The sequence below is a fragment of the Okeania sp. SIO2C2 genome (assembly GCF_010692625.1).
GTDB lineage: Bacteria > Cyanobacteriota > Cyanobacteriia > Cyanobacteriales > Microcoleaceae > Okeania > Okeania hirsuta.
Genome location: NZ_JAAHGM010000031.1, coordinates 1 through 19,808, shown reverse-complemented (window position 1 = coordinate 19,808; position 19,808 = coordinate 1). Strand labels below are relative to the sequence as shown.

The 19,808-nt window shown below is 37.8% G+C and carries 17 protein-coding genes and 2 pseudogenes; 6 read left to right on the top strand and 13 right to left on the bottom strand.

Features of this window, described 5'->3' with window-relative positions; genetic code table 11:
* Positions 1 to 56 precede the first annotated feature (56 nt).
* Positions 57 to 515, top strand: coding sequence for an SRPBCC family protein (locus tag F6K18_RS22055; protein ID WP_287524087.1), 459 nt, complete (start codon positions 57 to 59; stop codon positions 513 to 515).
* A 1,139-nt stretch (positions 516 to 1,654) separates the two neighbouring features.
* Here the strand turns inward: F6K18_RS22055 and F6K18_RS22050 are convergent.
* The 3 genes from F6K18_RS22050 to mutL all read right to left on the bottom strand — a co-directional run bounded on the left by F6K18_RS22050 (position 1,655) and on the right by mutL (position 6,779).
* Positions 1,655 to 2,302 (bottom strand): alpha/beta hydrolase, encoded by a 648-nt coding sequence (locus tag F6K18_RS22050; RefSeq protein ID WP_287524084.1) that lies wholly within the window; start codon positions 2,300 to 2,302, stop codon positions 1,655 to 1,657.
* 108 nt (positions 2,303 to 2,410) lie between these two features.
* A complete protein-coding gene (locus F6K18_RS22045) occupies positions 2,411 to 3,235 on the bottom strand; it encodes a transglutaminase-like domain-containing protein (protein ID WP_287524081.1) in 825 nt (274 codons plus the stop codon).
* Between the two features lie 1,780 nt (positions 3,236 to 5,015).
* On the bottom strand, positions 5,016 to 6,779 hold the full coding sequence (gene mutL, locus F6K18_RS22040) for a DNA mismatch repair endonuclease MutL (protein ID WP_287524078.1): 1,764 nt from the start codon (positions 6,777 to 6,779) through the stop codon (positions 5,016 to 5,018).
* Positions 6,780 to 6,838: 59 nt separating this feature from the next.
* Between mutL and F6K18_RS22035 the strand changes: the two genes are divergently transcribed.
* From F6K18_RS22035 to F6K18_RS22025, 3 genes are all read left to right on the top strand, one after another.
* Positions 6,839 to 7,258, top strand: coding sequence for a XisH family protein (locus F6K18_RS22035; RefSeq protein ID WP_287524075.1), 420 nt, complete (start codon positions 6,839 to 6,841; stop codon positions 7,256 to 7,258).
* Positions 7,246 to 7,584: a XisI protein gene (locus F6K18_RS22030; RefSeq protein ID WP_287524073.1), complete on the top strand. Its 339-nt coding sequence runs from the start codon at positions 7,246 to 7,248 to the stop codon at positions 7,582 to 7,584. Before F6K18_RS22035 ends, F6K18_RS22030 begins: the two co-directional genes overlap by 13 nt.
* Positions 7,585 to 7,864: 280 nt before the next feature.
* Positions 7,865 to 8,395 (top strand): hypothetical protein, encoded by a 531-nt coding sequence (locus F6K18_RS22025; protein ID WP_287524070.1) that lies wholly within the window; start codon positions 7,865 to 7,867, stop codon positions 8,393 to 8,395.
* A 506-nt stretch (positions 8,396 to 8,901) separates the two neighbouring features.
* Here F6K18_RS22025 and F6K18_RS22020 read toward each other — a convergent pair.
* The 7 genes and pseudogenes from F6K18_RS22020 to F6K18_RS21990 form a co-directional block, all read right to left on the bottom strand.
* Positions 8,902 to 9,024 carry a hypothetical protein gene (locus tag F6K18_RS22020; protein WP_275670435.1) on the bottom strand — a complete coding sequence of 41 codons (123 nt, stop codon included), beginning with the start codon at positions 9,022 to 9,024 and terminating at the stop codon, positions 8,902 to 8,904.
* Between the two features lie 50 nt (positions 9,025 to 9,074).
* Complete coding sequence (locus F6K18_RS22015; protein ID WP_287524067.1) at positions 9,075 to 9,296, bottom strand: hypothetical protein; 222 nt, start codon at positions 9,294 to 9,296, stop codon at positions 9,075 to 9,077.
* Positions 9,297 to 10,118 (bottom strand): peptidylprolyl isomerase, encoded by an 822-nt coding sequence (locus F6K18_RS22010; protein WP_287524064.1) that lies wholly within the window; start codon positions 10,116 to 10,118, stop codon positions 9,297 to 9,299.
* Positions 10,119 to 10,309: 191 nt separating this feature from the next.
* On the bottom strand, positions 10,310 to 11,203 hold the full coding sequence (locus F6K18_RS22005; protein ID WP_287524061.1) for a pre-peptidase C-terminal domain-containing protein: 894 nt from the start codon (positions 11,201 to 11,203) through the stop codon (positions 10,310 to 10,312).
* 790 nt (positions 11,204 to 11,993) lie between these two features.
* The gene (locus tag F6K18_RS22000; protein WP_287524166.1) at positions 11,994 to 12,314 is read right to left on the bottom strand and encodes a zinc ribbon domain-containing protein; all 321 of its coding nucleotides are present in this window, start codon (positions 12,312 to 12,314) and stop codon (positions 11,994 to 11,996) included.
* A gap of 43 nt (positions 12,315 to 12,357) precedes the next feature.
* Entirely contained in the window at positions 12,358 to 12,684 is a 327-nt protein-coding gene (locus F6K18_RS21995) for a helix-turn-helix domain-containing protein (RefSeq protein ID WP_287524058.1), read from the bottom strand.
* A gap of 203 nt (positions 12,685 to 12,887) precedes the next feature.
* Positions 12,888 to 13,210 (bottom strand): annotated as a pseudogene (locus tag F6K18_RS21990) (beta-ketoacyl-ACP synthase); the annotation flags it as partial.
* An 850-nt stretch (positions 13,211 to 14,060) separates the two neighbouring features.
* Between F6K18_RS21990 and F6K18_RS21985 the strand changes: the two are divergent.
* Positions 14,061 to 14,825, top strand: a complete 765-nt coding sequence (locus F6K18_RS21985) for a PEP-CTERM sorting domain-containing protein (protein ID WP_287524055.1) — start codon at positions 14,061 to 14,063, stop codon at positions 14,823 to 14,825.
* Between the two features lie 898 nt (positions 14,826 to 15,723).
* Here the strand turns inward: F6K18_RS21985 and F6K18_RS21980 are convergent.
* From F6K18_RS21980 to F6K18_RS21970, 3 genes are all read right to left on the bottom strand, one after another.
* Positions 15,724 to 16,875: a beta-ketoacyl-ACP synthase gene (locus F6K18_RS21980; protein WP_287524053.1), complete on the bottom strand. Its 1,152-nt coding sequence runs from the start codon at positions 16,873 to 16,875 to the stop codon at positions 15,724 to 15,726.
* 7 nt (positions 16,876 to 16,882) lie between these two features.
* The gene (locus F6K18_RS21975; protein WP_287524050.1) at positions 16,883 to 17,635 is read right to left on the bottom strand and encodes a peptidylprolyl isomerase; all 753 of its coding nucleotides are present in this window, start codon (positions 17,633 to 17,635) and stop codon (positions 16,883 to 16,885) included.
* A 395-nt stretch (positions 17,636 to 18,030) separates the two neighbouring features.
* A complete protein-coding gene (locus tag F6K18_RS21970) occupies positions 18,031 to 18,594 on the bottom strand; it encodes a photosystem I assembly protein Ycf4 (protein WP_287524047.1) in 564 nt (187 codons plus the stop codon).
* Between the two features lie 745 nt (positions 18,595 to 19,339).
* Between F6K18_RS21970 and F6K18_RS21965 the strand changes: the two are divergent.
* A pseudogene (locus F6K18_RS21965) lies at positions 19,340 to 19,808 on the top strand (photosystem II D2 protein (photosystem q(a) protein)); the annotation flags it as partial.

The following is a 19,808-nucleotide window of genomic DNA, read 5'->3' as shown; positions in this document are numbered from 1 at the left end:
TTAAATTAGCAACCTGATGAGATTACCAATATATGCCTTATAGCTTGAAGGTAACTATGTCATTTAGTCAAGTTTTTCAGCAATTTATTTTAATTCGTGCCAGTGCCACTATTGTAGAGGATTGTATTACTAATAACATTCTCATGCACAAGTGGTTAAATCCAATGTTACGTTGTGAACCTGTGGGCAAATGGGATACATTTGTGGGAAGTCGTAGTAGATTTATCATAAATATTCCCTTTTTATATCCATCTTTAGATAGTGTTGTGGTAGAACGAGAACCTGGTTTAATTGTCTGGGAGTTTAAGGGTTTTTTTCGAGGTCGAGATCGCTGGGAATGTCAACCAGAAGCTGAAGGTACTTGTTTATTAAATCGTTTTGAATTTGAGATACCGAATCCTGTAATTCAATTCGGTTTTAATAAGTTTGCTGCCTCATGGACAAAAGCAGATATGGAAGCTCAACTGCGACGTTTGAAGAGAGTAGCAGAAGAACAATACTATCATAAATGTTGAAAGAGGACTCCAGTTATAATCGCGAGATTTAACGGTGAGACGAGGCGTATAAACGGAGCGGGAAACCTAAATTGTTAACAGATAATTAACCTGAATCCTCAAAAAAAGTCTGATAATCACAGGGGATTAAAAGCTCTGTCAATCTTAGATAATATTTAACTAGGGCTTGCTGATTAAATCTAAAAGTATTTACAGATAAAGGTTTTAGCCTTTTTTGGGTCTGTAATACCTTGGTTTTCAGCTCTTCACGCTCATGCATGGAGCGTATTTTAGGCGCATAGTTGGGCAGAAAAATCATTCTTACAAAACGCCCGCTCCTACTTCCTCGCTCCCGATCCGGGGTTGCACATTATGGAATGATATTGCCAAAAATTAGTTTAGACTTTGACTAAAAAAAACCATTAATTAATCATTCTAGCAATTGATTAATCCACAATCCAATTCAATCAAAAATCTCAAATCATTCGTCGCTGTGCAACGCCCCCGATCCATTTCTCCTGTCTCCTGTCTCCTGTCTCCTGTCTCCTACCCTCACCCATAAGACTTTCCATACGCAAACCCTAACTATTTATACTCAACGTCTTACCTTTCATCTGATGATTAAACATTTTTCAATTGACTTACATAAATGTTCTAAGATACATTTGATTGAACAATGAATCAATGTAATTTGTGGTGTGGGTTCGCGTTGGCGGAGCCTAGCGGCAGCTATATCGCGAACCCACACCCTCACTAATAATGATGATCCCACTCCTATAAAAAACCTCAATTTTTGACAGAGTGGATACCCTTGAAATCCTTACAAAAAATAGTTTGGAAGTGCTTGTCACCCCGTGAGGTAAACTCCTTATTTTCAATTTTATCTTCTTACTTTCTGCGCAGCACTCGGGTTAAATTTATCAAAATTTATGACAACAAATTGGTTTTCAACAATTAATAATTATAGTAGTCACCATGACTGTATTTGACATATCAAAAACTTAAAACTCAGACAACGAAAATTTTTATTTCTGCCTTCTACCTTCTTAAAAGAAGAGGTTTTCAACCTTAATTATTCAGTAAAAAATATTAATTTTAGCTGAAATAATTGAGAATTAACCTTCTTCTTTCTTGCTTCTTTTACCTTCCTGACCTGTAGACTACTCACAGAATAATTTTTGTACCTGTGGCTGGGCCTTTAGAAAATCTAGTCCTCTTTTTGCAACATCAATAGTCTCTACAAAAAATGTTTCAATACCTTTAGCATCAATCAAAATTTTATCTGTCCATTTAAACTCTTGCACCATTTCTAAAAATGATATTTCTCCATCACTAATCATTCGATTAACTGTATCAATAATATCGTTAGTTACTTGAGATACATTACTATCTGGAGAAAAATAACGACTAAATTGTTCTACACCAAGTTTGCCATAACGCGATTCTAATAATGTATTTACAAAATCAGCTTCAACCTCTAATTTATAATTTAAAATTTCCCGAACTGTATCAATATTTTCCTGAGTAGCATTTGCAGTTAAAAACAGTGACTTTAATTGCTCAGACTGTTCTCCTGTCTCAGCAAAAGTTACTAGATCGGCAATAGCTATGGGTATATTCAAACCGTCATAGGTAATTTTAATTTCATCTATAGCATCTGCTGGTTGAGCAGTAAAGATTAAAACACTACTAATAATTGCCAAAAATCCGGCAAAAAAAAGGTAGAAAAAATTTGATATTCCTTGCCTAAAATCACCAAACTTTTTGGATTTATTGTTCCACTGCCCTGAATTAAAAATATTTTTCATTCTACTATTCCTCAAAAATTAATAATTACATTTGTTCAATGTATTTTCACTCTTGTATATAAGGTCTGAAAGATGAGAGATGGGGTTCCCCAAATCTGTCATATTCAGTTATAAATCTTGACTCATACTAGCCAGTAATTGTCTAATTATATCTGCATCCTCTGCTTGGGGAAGATTTACTAGATAACTCTCTAAATCTTGACGAGCTTCTGCCCAAAAATTTAACTGATAATATAATACGCCTCGGTCTCGCTTTTCTACAATTGCATCAGGAAATAATAATAAAATCCGGTCGATAGCTGCAATAGCTTTTAACCCCTCATTTCGGTTCAAATAAATTCCTTTAAGATTTGTCAACATTCGTGCTAAAAATTGTTTTTTACTTACCTTTGCCAAAAACTGAGGTTGTAGCTCTACCGCTCGACCATAAATCCTGGCCAATCTTTCTTGACAATCTTGAGGAAAAAGAATTTCACCTCGATCAAAAGCATCTACATATATGCCAGCTTCTTCAAAATCAGGTCGAATTAAAAAATGTCCTGGCATTCCAATACCAACCATCGGAAAATTAATTCTCTTGGCAATTTCTAGATAAACTAGGGATAAAGTAATTGGAATACCAGTGCGTCTTTCTATTACTTGATTCAGAAAACTATTCTGTGGATCGTAATAGTCAATTGTATTTCCAGCAAAGCCTAAATCATCATAGAGATAGTTATTAATACTTTTAATAATTTGTAGAGGGTAAAGCGTTTCTGGTAGTTTTTCTCGAACTTCATCTGCCATGGTATCCAGAGCATTCAGATATTCATCAGGGTCAAATTCTGGTTCATATTCTAAAGCTAAATAAAGAGCAGCTTTAGCTAAATCTATTTTTTCATCAGGTTGATTAATTTCTGAATAAAATAACTGTCGATATTGGGAATAATTCATCTTTAAAATATTAAGTATTAGGTGGTAGTTTTGCAGTTTTTAACAATTAACAATTACCTCTCCTTGAGAGGGTATCTGTAAATAAAATATTAAATTCTGGTGTAGGGTGGGTTAGGCGCAGATTAATAGTTAAACTTCATAGTTGTCGCTATGATTAGCCGTAACCCACTAGAAGCAATTTTTTAACATCCCTGAAGATTTATTTTATAGATACCTTCTGAAAAGAAAAGGATTAACTAAAAGGAAAATTTTTGATTTTTTCCTCTTTAAAGGAAAGGCTTTAAAATTTAATTATTCGGTAAATGAGAAAGTTTACCTAATGGGACAAACTTTATAGGTGACAAAGTGCCTAAAAGTCAGTCTAGGGAGTGGAATAATATCAATGTTCTAAAAATGTATGAAATCCTTAGCAATTTATAATTTATACCTTTTTGAGGTAAATACTGTAACTCACCAATCTGACAGATATCTTGCCTGAGTTCTGCCTTGTTATTTATAACTATTCAACAGAAGATGATATTAAGTAGATGAGCATAAATAAAAGCAATATTAGAGGGCGGGTTTTTAGAATTAGATCGCGCTGAAGTCAAAGCTTTCGGTTAAACCTGCCCCTACAATTTTTTTACGTTTAATTAGACCTACCTACTTATACAAAATTGATAAATTTTTGCTACAAATAGCTAGGATATTTCTTAGGAGTCAACCCACCCCTAACCCCTCCCGTGGAGGAGAAGTCAGTCTGACTGAGTCAGAATGAATAGCTTTAATAGCAATTTTTAGGTCTGAACTTATCTTTTTCCTCCAAGAGACATCTCCTATAAAGTATTTTAATTGCCCTGATTATTCGTAACATTCTTTTTTCGGCGTTGCACAGTGGCGAATGATTTGAGATTTTTGATTGAATTTGATTTTGAATTTGATAATTGCTAGAACAATTAATATTAGGTTTTTTTAGTCAAAGTCTAAACCTCTTTTTGGCAGTATCATTCCATAATGTGCAACCCCCTTTTTTCACGCTTGGTATTATACCAATTCCCAAAAGTATTGCCCAAGTATAGCAATACTTCAGTTGTCAACTAATCAGCACAAGTAAAATCACTTTTTTGCTAATTTCAGCTAAGTTAATGTTAATTATTCTTATGTTTGATTCTCCCCCCACTACCCCATTACCATACTCCCCTGCTCAACAAAGTGTAGAAAAGTTTTTGAGAAATGGTATTACTTACCTAAAACCTAATAAGTAATAAAGTGTCTAAAAGTCAGTCTATGGAGTGGAATAATATCAATGTTCTCAAAATGTATAAAACCCTTTTGGATGTAAATACTGTAATATCATGTATCTTTAAATGCCCACAATAAAAATTTTAGGGAACAGGGAACAGGGAACAGGTAACAGGGAAAAATTTATCATAGAAAACATTTTTATTATGGCTAATTAATGAGACTTGATATAACTCGCCAATATGACAGATATACTACCTGAGTTCTGCCTTGTTATTTATAAGTATTCAATAGAACATAGTATTACTTACCTAAAACCTAAAAGCTACCACCTAATAGCTGACAAAGCGCCTAAAAGTTATTCTAGGGAGTGGAATAATATCAATGTTCTCAAAATATATGAAATCCTTGGCAATTTATAATTTATACCTTTTGGAGGTAAATACTGGAACTCACCAATCTGATAGATATCCTACCTGAATTCTGTTTTGTTATTTATAACTATTCAACAGAACATAATATTATTTATCTAACACCTACCACCTACCACCTTCTTCCTTCAAATACCATGACTTTTTCCAATTACCCAATTTCGTCTAAAGAAACGAGCTAAAGCTGATTCTTCTAAAGATAAATAAATTGGTCTGCCATGAGGACAAGTACGAGGGTTACGAGTAAGTCGCCATTGATTTAATAAATTTTGCATTTCTGACAGACTTAAAGGAGTTCCATTTCTAATAGCACTTCGACAAGAAGTAGCTACTTTAGCAGATTCTAAATCACCACCTTTACTCAGTTCAATTAAAGCTTCAGCACAGTCATTTCTTTTAGCTAAAATTGCTGGAGCAGTACGAGCTGCCCAAAGGAAATATCCAAAAATTTCTACTTCTATATTTAAGCGTTGAAGTTGTTCTATTTGACTAGAAGATAAATTATGCAAAATAATTGGTGGCTCTAAAGAAATTATTTCCCAAGCATCACATAATTTTTCATATAAAACTCTTTCATGGGCAATATGTTGCTCAATCAACCAAATACCACTCGGATGTTCAGCTACTATATAAGTATTGTGTAATTGAGCGATCGCCTTAAGTTCTATCAATCCAAATTCTTGATTTTTTTCTGCTGTATTATCTGGAGAAACTTGTATCGACCGACGAGTTTGATAATTCCCTGTATTTTCAGATACTTTTAATATTTTTTCCACTCTTTCTGACAAAGGAAATTCTGGCATTACTTCCATATTAAATTGTAATGCCTTAGCAATTACTAGCTCAATTTGTTGTTGCCAAAAACTGAGATTATGAAGATAAACTTCTGTTTTTGCCGGATGACGATTCCAATTTATTTGATGAGGAAAAATTTGGAAATGAATAAAACATATAGGATAGCGATCGCGAGGGCAAGTCCGCGCCAAAGAACTAATAATTTTTTGTTCTAATTCTGGCACTTTTACTACCCTCCCATTAATAGCAACTTTCACCCAATCAGGTCGTCTCCGATGACATCTATCAGGTAAACCTAAGACTAATTCTAATGATTGTCTATCCAAAAATTGAGAATCTTGATATTGGGAAAAATTTGATGTTTTGAGATTTAATTCTTCTGCTTCTTGCTCATCAATTTCTTGTTGAATATATTGCAAATCACTCAATCTTACTGTTGATAAAATTTGAGGTAAGATTTGTTTTGCCGTAGCGCCAGGACTAATTTGTATCCATAATTTACTACCCTGCCAAACTTGCCAAGTAACATCAGGATAACAAAGCGCTATTTGCTGAATAACTAATTGTATACCTCGCATTTGTTGTGCCGAAGAAGGCATTCCTTGACGACGTACAGGCCATTTTCCAAAAAGATTAGAAACCTTAACAATAGTACCAGGAGCAACAGCAACTCTTTCAACTTCAACAGCCTTTCCTTGCTCATTATAAACAACTCGCCAACCTTCATTTTCATTCTCGAAAAGAGGCGACTTAGGACGACTTAATATTTCCAAAGTTGAGAGATTAGCTAAACTATGAAGTGCTTCTCCACGAAATCCCAAACTGGTAATTTTTGTTAGGTCTTGAAAATTAGTAATTTTGCTCGTACTATGAGGATTAGCTGCTTGTTTTAAATTAGCTAAATTCATACCCATACCATTGTCAGAAATTTGCACTCGCCACTGTTCAGAAATGATAGAAATTATAATGCGAGTTGCACCAGCATCCAGAGAATTTTCTACTAATTCTCGTACTACTGCCGCCAAAGAATCAATCACTTCTCCAGCGGCAATTAAATTGACAACTTCTTTCGGTAAGGTTTGAATTTTAGATTGCATTTGCAGACACAGATTTGGCCACGGATGTACGGATTAGTCCAGTAAGGAAAATAGTCATAATGCCAGCCCGCGATTATTATCATAATACTGTCAAATCTGCTATTCAAAAAGACGGATGGAGAATCACTGAGGATTCATATCTTCTTAAACTTACAAGGAGGAAAAATTTATTTGTTGATCTAGGTGCAGAACGTCTAATTGCGGCAGAAAAAGGACTAGAAAAAATTGCTATTGAAGTCAAAAGCTTTCGGAGTGCTTCAGAAATGAAAGATTTAGAACAAGCTATTGGTCAATTTGTATTGTATGAACATATTTTAAATCGTTACGAACCTGAGCGAAAATTATACTTAGCTGTTTCTGAAGAAATACGTCAATCAGTGTTTGAAGAAGAAGCTGGAATAATATTAATAGAAGATCGAATATTACGTCTTGTTAGCTTTAATCCCACTAAAGAGGTAATTGTCAAATGGATACCCTAAATATTGAACTCAAGCAAGCAATTATTAAGGTTTTACAAGACTATATTGAATATATTGGAAATGACCCGGAAACTCAAATTCAATTAGTCATAGATGAGACTCGAAATCATTACTTACTAATAGAAATAGGTTGGCAAAATAGTAGACGAATTTATGGAACTCTAATTCATCTTGACATTATCAACCAAAAAATTTGGATACAACAAGATGGCACAGAAGAAGGTGTCGCCAATGAATTTGTTAATTTAGGTATATCTCATCAGCAAATTGTACTTGGTTTCAAAACACCTGAGCGACGTAAAATTACTGATTTTGCTGTTTATTAATAGACATCAAAGATAAATAGTTTAAATCTCATTTATTGCCTTGAATATCCTTTTTTAATCAAAGATAAATCTGATTTAATCATTTTAATTCCCCTGATTATTTGTAACATTCTTTTTTCAAACCTGTACCCAAAGTAAGAAAACAAACATAAATATTATTTATTTATTTTAAATATTAATAAGAAAGCTTACAATTTGGTTCCGTTACTACCGATCGCTCATTAAAATTAAGGAAAATCCCTGAATTAGAATTTAGAATTTAGTCTTAATTAAGCGAGTAATGATTTCAGACTCCTCCAACTCCGAACAATCTCACCCAAAAGGAAAACCTCAGAATCAACTGGAAGAGGAAGATATACGGCGTGATCTGCTGAGAGGCCGGGAGTTTACCCTGGCTGATGTTATTGGTCAAGAAGGCGGTTCTTTTATGAAAGGGGAATCTCCAGTTCCTAAACTGGTGCAGGTCAAGGCTGAAATCAATACTTTGATTAGCCAGAATTTGCGGGATGTCTCAGGAGTTTTAGAAGCAGTTCTATGTAGGTGGGTTGATGAAGATACAGCCCGAATTAGTAAACATCTAGATTCACCATTGCAAGCTTTATTAGGATTATTGAAATCCATTTTGGAGAATCCCCCAACTCTTCATGAGTTAGTACGTCAGGTCGATATGCTGTGGGGAGAAATGAATAATGAGCGACCTTATTTTCAGCGTCCGGGACAGCCACCTCACCCCGATGATGAATATACCCATGAATCAGTTTATCAACAACTTCTTGAACTGACCCGTTGCCTCAATTCTAAATCGTCTTAAACTAGCAAGGAGCAAAAATTTATTTGTCGATCTAGGTGCAGAATGTCTAATAGCAAATCCGGTTATCAAAAGGTACTTTTGTGACTTATGGCTATCATCAATAATTGACATAAAAATCACCTCTAAAAGGGGGTGTGGGAGATATTCGCTCACTCACACCCTCAGTAATGATGATTATCATTATTATAAAAACCATCAATTTTTTACAGAGTAAATATCCTTTAATACCAAATCCGGTAGCATCGGTATAAATAAAGCACAGAAACCGGGTTTATATGAAATGCCCTACTACACTGACATCTATCTCCCATAAACCCGGTTTCTTATAACACTTCCGTTGCCAAGCGAATTTGATATAATATCATGTCCGGATAATTCGTTATAAAAAAACTTTCTCCTTCTTCTCCTGTTATTCTTTCTTCCCTCCTGACTCAGTCCGACTGACTCCTGAGGACTCCGTAGTTATTTATTTATAACTGTTCAACCGGACATGATATAACCCCTTATCATTTTCTTTGTGGGTTTAATACCCCACCGTCAACTGGAGTGTTCAAAATTACTTGGGGGAGCGAATCCCCATGTAATTTTCCTCCTGTCTCCTGTCTCCTGTCTCCTGTCTCCTTCTTCAACTCACAATGGTTTTGAGGTTCTTGTCACCCCGTGAGCTTTACATCGTGTCCTATTTTCTACATAGGGCTGGCTGATTAACTCTCAAAGCATTTACAGATAAAGGCTTTAGCTTTTTTGGAGTGAAAAAAGTGCCAGCTTTTCGGTCGCTCAAGTTCAAAATATGAGGATTTTGAGCAGACAAGGGCGGAAAAATCAAGGGACAAATATATCCGACTACCTCTTCTATAATTCCTATTTCTCCTGACTCCTGACTCCTGACTCCTACCCTCACTCATAAGACTTTTTCAGCAAACCCTACATATCTTGATCTATACCCCAGATTGCTGCTCGCCTCAATCTGGCGATTTACTGGAACTCCCATCCAAATCTTGTCTCGGTCTGGGAGTTGATTAAGCTGTTGTTGAAACCAAGCTTCAAACTTTTCCTGAAGTAATCGCTGGCGGGTAAAATTATTCAATTGCGCTGGAATCAACTTTTCAACGCGGATAATAACATACACTTCTCCCAGGCGGATCGGTGGCCGAACTACACCGATTTGAGCTTGGCTACTGTAGAGAATATTAGCAAGAGTTGGATGCAGAGTGCCTAGCTCAACTGGCCCCATCAGTCCGCCAGTCCCTGCTTCTGGACCTTCGGAATATTCACGAGCCAGTTCGGCAAAGGATTGCTCTCCTTCTTCAAGGCGAAAATATAGTTCGTAGGCAATTCCTCCGTTTTTAGTCCGAATTAAGGAATAAATAACGCTATCTAGCTGGCTTTTGCGTTTGAGAAAGTAACGTTCTAGTTGACTTCCCCAAGTAGCTTGTTTAAATTTTTCCACTCTCAGCTTGCGCGTTGCCAGCCCTTCTAACTGTTCTTGGCTCATGCCGTATTGCTCCCGCCACGCCTCCTTTTCGGCTTCTGAGGTTAGCTCCCAATGTCGATAAAACTCCTGGCAAGCTTGTGCTGTCTCCTCCGGTGTACAGCGAATAGGGGCAATTGCTCGGTCAATAATGCTTTCGCAGATAAATTGGGGAATGAGCTTGTAACTCGCAAGCAGGGGAATTATTTCTTCAGTGGTTAGAGAGCGATCGCCGAGTGGTAAAGTTGTCATATCTGCTTACCTCCAATGATTGAGACTATCTGGTTAGCAAGATAGTGACAGGTACAAGTCACAGGAGACAGCATTCTTCTAAGATATTTAGACTTGGGGTAGGAAGCGGAGCTATTGACTATTATATCACTAGCACCGCTTACTGTTAATCAGCGACAAGCACTCAACTGTCAGATATTTCTCTAATAAAGTTATCCGATAACTGATTCAAAGGTCATGTTGAGGTCGTAGTTGGTGTTGCCATAGTATTGATAAACCTGGACGAAGTGATCGTAGCTTGCGAGGTCAAAGTTGTCTACATATGTGCTAAATGATTCACTTGAGGAACCACCAAAAGTAGAACTAGCAATGACCTCACCTGGATCGACTATTTGATTCCAGTTATGATCCTGAATTAGTCGGATGTCCGCATCACTACTCAATCCTGTCAGATCTACACTGATATCTACCCCATCGTTAGAACCACTTGCCGAGAAGTGGTAGGTATCAGCAGTATTAGAGTCAGTATAAAAGTCATTATCATCGTGGCCTACCCAGCCAAATTGAGTAATGGTTTCCGAATCGAGGCTACCCAGGGCAATATGACCCACCTCGACCTCCCTTGGAAGTAGGTTAGGAGCCTGTGCTGGGTCATTTGCTGGGAAGGGAAAGATTGGAGTGGCCGATAGGTCTAGGTCGTAATTTAACCAACCATCGCTACCAAGATCATAATGATATACTTGGGCTAAGTAGTTACCCGCAGTAACTTGATAGTTAATGCTGTCATCACTGTTTCCCCCGTTCCAAGAACCAGCAAGGTATTGGTCTGTATCATCTAACACACCATTATTATTTGTGTCCTCATAGAGTTCCAAATCAGCATCATCATTAGCGGTGATATTATGGAGATTCAAGTTAATACTGCTGGTCTGGTCAACGCTGAAGGTGTAAACATCATCAGTGTAATAATCATCGAGGTAAATGCTATTGCTGTAGGGGTGATAGGCAGGTGCCGATCCTACATCAAAGTAAGAAGTAACCATATTTACTCCTCCTTTTGGAGAATAAACTTTTAGCAATTGATATCCTCTGCAGCCCAAAGGCATAGAAATTTCTACCGAGCCTGAGCTGCCTCAGAGTGTTGACGTCTCATCGGGTGCTGCACCCACCCCTTTTGTTCCGCTCCTGGGAGGGGATAGGGGAGGGTGATGCTTCCCTCCACGTCCGTTTCGAGTCTCGGAATGTCCTCCCGCGACTAAATGTCTCGTTTACAAAGTATCAACAAAATACTTTTACTCTTGTCTCCAGTTGAGTGCGTCTCTCTCTTCCCAATTATCACTGTTTCCTATTCGGTGAAAACCCTATAACTCTGTACCTCTTTGAAAATGTTCAGGACTTACGCATAGAGTCGTTTAAGGTTCAAAAAAGTTATACTTTAGACTGATTAACGGATTCAGAAAATGAAAATTTAATAGTTAATAGCTCTAAATCCGGAAGCTCCTATACACCGCTATTATTATTATATCCTTCCAGAATAAATGAGCATTTATACTTAACAAAATTTTACAAGCAGCCTCTTAGAGCCGGATAGTCAAAGTCTATCATCTAAAGAATCCGCGCAGATTTATCCCGTGGAGTGTCGAAACTAAGTCGCGATTATCCGTTCTTAGAAACCTATGATTATCTATAAAGAATCTGTTCTATTCTTGCTTCAACCTGGCAACGTCGGCGTTATCCAGTCCACAAGCTGATACCGGCGTTTGCTGCGCAACGCTAGGGCGAAACGCGGAACGCGGAGCGTAGCTCTCACTGCCCGCCATAGCTAAATTTAACGATCTTATCAAGTCTCGTTCGCGCTAGCGTTGCGGAGCAATCACAGCTATGCAGTGTTCGCAATTAAAAACACGCTCTGATAAAAACAGAGACTCGCGATTCAGTTCCACACCTACTGCAGGTTTTAGAACTAGGAAACCATCTATCTACAATAATTAATTTAGAGCCGTACAACCGACATTTGTATTCTAACTGTCTACGAAACTCATAAAAACCCATGTCAGCAACAGCTTTAGCTAGCTTATGGTTAGCCATCATTCCTGATACATTAAGGTCTTCACCCACCCCTGTTGCTCCCCTCCCAGGAGAGGATGGGGGTGGGTTGTGGTTTTTAGCCAAATAAGTAGTTAGTTTATGCAATGTATCTTTTCTGATGTTGTCTATTTTACTGTGTAGTCTTGCTATTTTTAGTTGTGCTTTTCTCCAATTACTTGAATTGAGGTTGACCAGAAATTTTGTTAAAGCAACGCTTCCAAGATAACGATAAATACCTCAAAGCATACTGAGGGGCTGTTTTAGACACTTCATAATACCAATATTTATTAGGTTTAACCATTGCTACTAAAAGTTTATGCAGGTCGATTGCAGTAGGAAATTTAAGTTTGCTGTCAGGATTATTTGAATTGTGACTAAGGATGTTTCTAGTCAACCATAATCCCCAATTCCAAGCGTGACGAGATATACCAGCGTGTTTAGCAAGTAAGGTTTTTTGCTGCTTATTTGGGTGCAGTTCAGTTTTGAATCCAAGTAGCATAAACAGATAATCCCATATTTTATAGATAAAACCAGATTTTAGGCAACAGTTACAAGCCCCGCCTTCTTAAAAGAGTGAATACACAAGCAAAGATTAAGACAGCTAGAATGCCTTAATATTCCTTATGTTCGGTGGGTTACGGCGGACAGTTAATATCAAGCCTCCTCTTTCAAGAGGATGAAACAGAAAATTCCCTTCCACCGCTAAGACAACGCGATCGCTAAAGCTGCATTCTGCCCCCCAAACCCAAAACTCAAACATAAAACATTTTTCACCTGAGACTGACGAGCATACCTAACCAAGTCTAAGTCAAATTCTGCCTCATTTAATCCTACACAGGGAGGTAAAATCTGATGTTCGATCGCCACAAACAAAATGCAGCACCCAATGCTCCAGATGCTCCCAATGTGTTACCAGTCACTCCCCTTGTCGAACTAACTGCCACTCCCTGGGGAAAAATTTGCTGAATTAAATTAGCTTCGTGGCGATCGTTTAATTTAGTTGCCATTCCATGAGCATGAATATAGTGCTATCATATATCTTGTAAGGTGCGTTACGTTTCTAAAGCACTCTACTAGACATCTCCAGAAAAGAGGCAACAGCTCATCTGGCAACAGGGAGAAGTAATTGATAATTTATGGATAAGAATTGATTTTATTTTTGATTTTTGGAGATGTCTACTAGAACTCATCGATTACATCATTATCAATTCCAGATGAATGCTGGGAAAATATTAATTAATTTTTAGGCGTTGCATATTTGTGGGATGAATTGTATGCTTGGACAAAAAAGAAGTATGAAGTATTAAGGATGAGATTTACCTGTTCAAAAAAGATTCATCCCGCCTCTCAGCAGCGCCAATTTTTATATTACTCATAGCTACGATAACCCAGGCTTAATATCAACCTATTTTTTAATTTGTGAAGATTAAATAAAGATGAATCTTCAGAATTTTTGAAAATCTACTATAAATTTTAATTATAAGTCCAACGTATTTCCGTCGTTAAAGGGATTTTGTATATTTGAATCATTAATTAGCATCATTTTTTTCGATCAAAATTTAGTTGAAAATTAGAATTTTTGCACGCACTATATCCTGTTCAACAACACACTCTTTTTTGATATATGATTTAGATATTCTCTGCCTTATTATTTATTAATAATCGCCGTTTTTTAGTCTATGATTTAATGTTGTTTTTAAAATAAAATTTAATATCATTTATCTCGATTTTACTAGATTTTATGGGCATTTGAATAACTTATATCTTCATGTATCTTTGATTTGATAAAGATTCAGTAAAGATGGTGATTTACTCTTGCTTTATTTTGATAGAATTCGCTATTCTTAATTCAGAACAAATTAATAGGAGTTTTCCATGAATAACTTACATAAAAGTCTGATAGCAAGCAGTGTAGTTGCTGTAGGTCTAAGCATTAGCGAAGCTTCTCATGCTATCACCTTGATCAAAAACCAAGACTTTGCAGGGCCTCGTCAAAATGTGCCTTCACTATTTTATGATCTAGGTGATGGCTTAGAATTGACAGTTACTGCGGGGACTCACTCTGGTGGAGCTTCGGCAGATGCTCCTTTAAATGTTATTAATTCTGCTCTGATCGCGCAAAGAAATGGAAATAGACCTGGTATTGGTGTCCTTAGTGGACAACCTGGTGACTCACGTCAACTAGATGCTTCTGGTCCAAACGAATTTCTGCGTTTTACTTTTAATAAAAAAGTGACTCTATTATCCACTATCTTTGAAGCTGCCAGTAATGCTGGTGCAGGAGTTGACGAATTTGATCTTGGCATTGATGGTATAGATTTAGACATTAATGATACTTTCGCAACTGACACACTCCGGAATTTTCCTGGAGCAGGATTTCCCGGTGGAAGCGATCGCAAGGTAGATTTCAGTGGTGGTGTTGACTTTGATGGTGACGGAACCAATGCTCTATTCCCTGCCAAGGGTTTAGTGTTCGATTTCTATACTGACGATAGAAACGACGATTTTCGGATTAAAGAAATTGAGGTTTCTGTAGATGTACCAGAAAGCACAAGTATCTTAAGTCTTCTCGCTCTTGGTACTCTAGGTGCAGTTTCAACTCTCAAACGCAAATTTAATCCTTCAAAATTCATCAAGTAAAGAGCTAGGAAAAATGAAATGGTAGTGCATCAAGAAAGTGTGGGAATAATAAGATGATTATTGTTCCTAGCGGGACTTGAGTAAAAAATGCCTTAAAAATAGTTTTCAACCCTTGCTATGTAATACCAAGCGTGAAAAAAGAATGTTACGAATAGTAAGGGCGATAAAAATATTTTGCAGGAGATGTCCTTTTGAGAAAAAAGATGATTTACGGCTTAAAAAATGGTATTGAAGCAATTCATTCTGACTCCTGACTCCTGACTCCTGACTCCTAAAAAGTACCCTAGCTATTTGTAGCAAACATTTATTAAATTGGTATAATGCTTTAACGTCAAAATAGTCTATTGATTGATCTATCTAGGTTTTCCTGCGGAATGCTACGCAAAGAGCCATTTTTAGCCAGAGCAAGGAAAATACGTTGTTATCATTGAGTTTGAAGCCATTTTTAGCCTAAAAAATATTCAAGTCCCGCTAAATACTTTCAATCATCATGGAATGTCCTCTGTGTAGACATCAGAAAGCTCAGGTATCATGGAAAGACAAGTATTTGAAGTCAACGATATTATTGTCCTGAATGCCTACAAACTTTTCCTGCGGAATGCTGCGCAAACACCGATACTTTTGACAAGCTCTACTATCGTAGAAAAATTCAACCTGAACAAATGCCTATGGTTGATGCAGTAGTTGAAGAGGCATTAGTCGAACAGTTAATCTGGCTGATAATACGGTAGTGAGTTTGGTAAGATATGCCTCTGAAAAAGCACAAAAGATAGGCTTTTCATGGCACATAATTTGTCGGAAAAATCCTGAATTGAAAGAAAGCGAATATTTCAGCGAGAGTAGTAAAAGCGATCGCCCTTACTTCACAATTTTTTAGTTCTTCCTCAGATTGGAAAATTTAATTTCCTGAAGCTAAAACTAACACTGCATTCTGCCCCCCAAACCCAAAACTCAAACATAAAACATTTTCCACCTGAGAATGACGAGCATACCTCACCAAGTCTAAATCAAATTCTGCCTCATTTAATCCCACACAGGGAGGTAAAATCTGATGTTCCATCACCATCAAACAAAATGCAGCACCCAATGCTCCAGATGCTCCCAATGTATGACCCGTCGCTCCCTTTGTCGAACTAACTGCCACTCCCTGGGGAAAAATTTGCTGAATTAAATTAGCTTCATGGCGATCATTTAATTGAGTTGCCGTTCCATGAGCATGAATATAGTCAATATCTTCAGCAGATAAACTGCTTCTTTCCAAAGATTGAGCGATCGCTAACATTGCACTTTTGCCACTCAAGTCTGGAGCATTACCATGACTGGCATCATTTGTCAAACCAAAACCCCGGATTTGACCGTAAATTTTAGCCGATCTTTGCCGTGCAAATTCAGCCGACTCTAATAAAAAAACAGCAGCTCCTTCCCCCAACACTAACCCCTCCCGACTGCGGTCAAAAGGATAAGCACCTGTTTGAGCCAAAGCTCCCATTTTTCTAAATCCTGCTATACTCAGAGGTGTAATGGGAGATTCTACAGCACCCGCAATTACCTGTTGACATTGACCAGTTTCAATTAACTCTACGGCACGAGCGATCGCCCATATTCCCGTCGCACAAGCAGCCATTGGAGCAAGAACAGTCCCCTTTGCACCTATCTGACTCGCAGCAAAAATAGCAGGTTGATGTGGTAACAAATTAATAAATGAAGTGTCATCTTTTTCCAGATCGTTTTGCTGACCATCTCCAATAAGCTGCTTTTTTGCCAATTTTTCCAGCATTCCTTGATAGCCACGACTAGAACCGATGACTACACCACATTCAGGTAGGGGCAGTGTTAAACCTGAAGATTTGACAGCAGTTTCTACGACTTCCTTGGTTAACTGAGTTAAATTAACAGGTTGAAAATTTATTAAACCCAAAGGTAAGGGAGGTAATTCTGCAAAAGGTTGATGTAACTTAATAGCAGACTTACCCTCCAGCATTTTTTCCCAACTTTGATGAAGGTTTCCCAAAGCAGAAGTTAGACCGATACCCGTAACTACAACTTTCACAGTTAAGTTATGATTCGTTGCTAGTGCTTATGGTTAAGTTTTCCAGACCTTCAACTATTTTAACTGACTCAATGCGATCGCCAGCTTCAATATTATCAACAACTTCTTTCATCCCTTGTGTCACATAACCAAATACCGCATAGTTACCATTCAAGAATGGCAGGTCAGTTAAAGTAAAATAAAATTGGGATGAAGCAGAGTCAGGAAATTGAGAGCGAGCCATTGCTACAGCTCCTCTTGTATGAGGTAAAACAGGTGGCTGCGCAATACCAGCTTCTTCTAAAGTGTTACTGTAAACTGGATCTGAAGCATCTTGAGGTTTAATTTCCAGAGGAATGTAACGTTCACTAGAAGTTGTGGGATCTATAAAACCTCCTGTACCTAAATTATTTAAGGGAATATTGAGGTCTTTACTTTGAGGGTCGCCACCCTGAACCACAAAAGGTTGAGGTTCACGCACTACTCGGTGAAATACTAACCCATCATAAACTCCTTTTTGAACTAAATCAATAAAGTTACCTGCTGTAATAGGTGCGTTAATGCCGTCTACTTCTATAGTTATAGGAGAGGAATTCACAGTCATCACCACTGTTGCTTTACCCTTGAGCTGAGGTAAACTGCTGTACTTAGCATCTAATGTTGTTTGACTTGATAGGGTCGAAACTTCCTTATTAGGAACAGAGGTGGCAGTACATCCTGTCACCAACAAAGTTACTACTATGATTAATGACAATAACCACTGGCTGATTTTTCTTTGCATTTTCACTAAAATTATTATCGTGGACTTTAGACATTCAATATTGATTTTATAGATTTTTCCTGCCCTCTTTCAAAGGGAGCAAGAGTACCTATCCATAGTAATCTGGAAATTGTGAATCATCCCAAGTTAAGTCTAAAATCTAAATAATTTATGCAAAGTGCGGTCTAGTCATGCCACAAGAGTAAAGAAAGAAGAAATAAAGGAAAAAAATGATAGGGATAGGTAGCTTCTAGGATGGGAAAATAGCTAATTTTAGTCATCATTTTCCAATTTCTTGTTTGATCGTTGGTATTATATAGCAGTCGAAGGAAAGGGCGCGGACATCTCAAAAGTTTAAAACTCAGACAAAATAAGACTGTTCCTTCTTTCTTCTTCCTTCTTCCTTCTTCCTTCTGCTATAAGCCTTCCAAAGGGACTTGAAGAAACTTCGCCAGTTGAGCCGCTTCATTTTCTAATTTTGACAAGGCCAATGGTTGACCTACACGGGTAAGAGGTATTTTCCGACTATCTTTGAGACGAAGATATATAGCTCTACGGGGATTGAGACCTTCTTTAATATCTACCTGAATAGATTGCACATTTTCAGTAGGACAAGTAAATTCTACTTTACGATTCTTACCGGGAAATCCCCAGCGAAAAATTATCACCTGGCCTTTCTCTTGATTATACTCATTGTAGCCACCACCAACGTCCCAAATAATACTGAACCACAAAAAGAGTCCATAAAGGGTACCAAGCACACCATAAAATCCCATAGCTATTCCCTGGGGTAAAAAACTCAGTTGGCTAGGGTCCGCAACAAATAATAGATTAACTTTGAGATAGCTAGATATCCCTGATAAGAGGAAACCAATACCTCCCATACTAACAATTACAGCCCAGAAGTAATTACTGAGACGACGAGACCCAATAATTTCCTTGCGCAGTAAGCGATCGCCTATCAAAGTTTGAGTAGTCATAAACTTTCTATATTTACATACCATTCTCAATTTTAAAATTTTTTAGACCCAAAATAAATAGAGAACCCTTATGGGATATATTTAAAGATATAGGGGGAGTGTGGAGAGTGTGGGAAAGATGGGGAGTGTCGAGAGTACAGGGTCTGGAAGGGCCATTTAAGTTATCAGTCATCAGTTATCAGTACCTAAGGCTGTTTGCGCAGCATCACCTAGGAAAGTATTGGGATTGAAATCTGAAATATTCTCTTTCTCTTGGTCTCATGGACGCCAGCGAGGAGACCTCGCCATCCCACCCTTCGGGAAGCTGCGCTAACGACCGCTTTTTATCCCCTTAAAAGGGGAGGCTTGATCGCCAAAATTTTTCGGTAAGGAAGAGGGAAGAAAGCTTAAAAGATGGTATAATTTTAAAATTTTTTACGTGGGCTAATATTCCAAATGGGTTCTATAATTTTTTTTATATCTGAAATCTAAAGAAAAGCTTAAATAAATTCAAGCTACTCAGGAAGATAATTGCAAAATTTCTTAAACCTATATATACTTATGTTAACTTGCTTAAGAAAGCAAACTTTTTAACAAAAACAGCGGGAAGTCCCGTGCTCTCCCAAAGGGGAACATAGAAAAAACAGGGGGAGGACATCACCTCTGTATAAACAGCGACTCCTTTGCGAGTTGAAGAACCCCGCAGTGTCGCGTAAGCGCAACGTCGGGAGTATGTCAATAAAAGCAAGAGGATATAAAATTAGTTATGACTGTAGCAGTCGGACGCCCGCAGAGTCAACGAGGACCATTTGATGTCCTGGATGACTGGCTGAAACGCGATCGCTTCGTATTTGTAGGCTGGTCTGGTATACTCTTGTTCCCATGTGCATTCCTCGCCATTGGAGCATGGTTAACCGGAACCACATTTGTCACATCCTGGTATACCCACGGGTTAGCCAGTTCTTACCTAGAAGGCTGTAACTTCCTGACCGTAGCCGTCAGCAGCCCCGCCAACAGCATGGGACATTCCCTACTCTTCCTCTGGGGTCCAGAGGCTCAAGGAGACTTTGCTCGTTGGTGTCAAATTGGTGGATTGTGGTCATTCACCGCTCTCCATGGTGCATTCGCTCTGATTGGTTTCTGCCTACGTCAGATCGAAATCGCCCGTTTGGTAGGAATACGTCCTTACAACGCCATTGCCTTCACAGGTCCAATTGCAGTATTTGTGAGTGTAT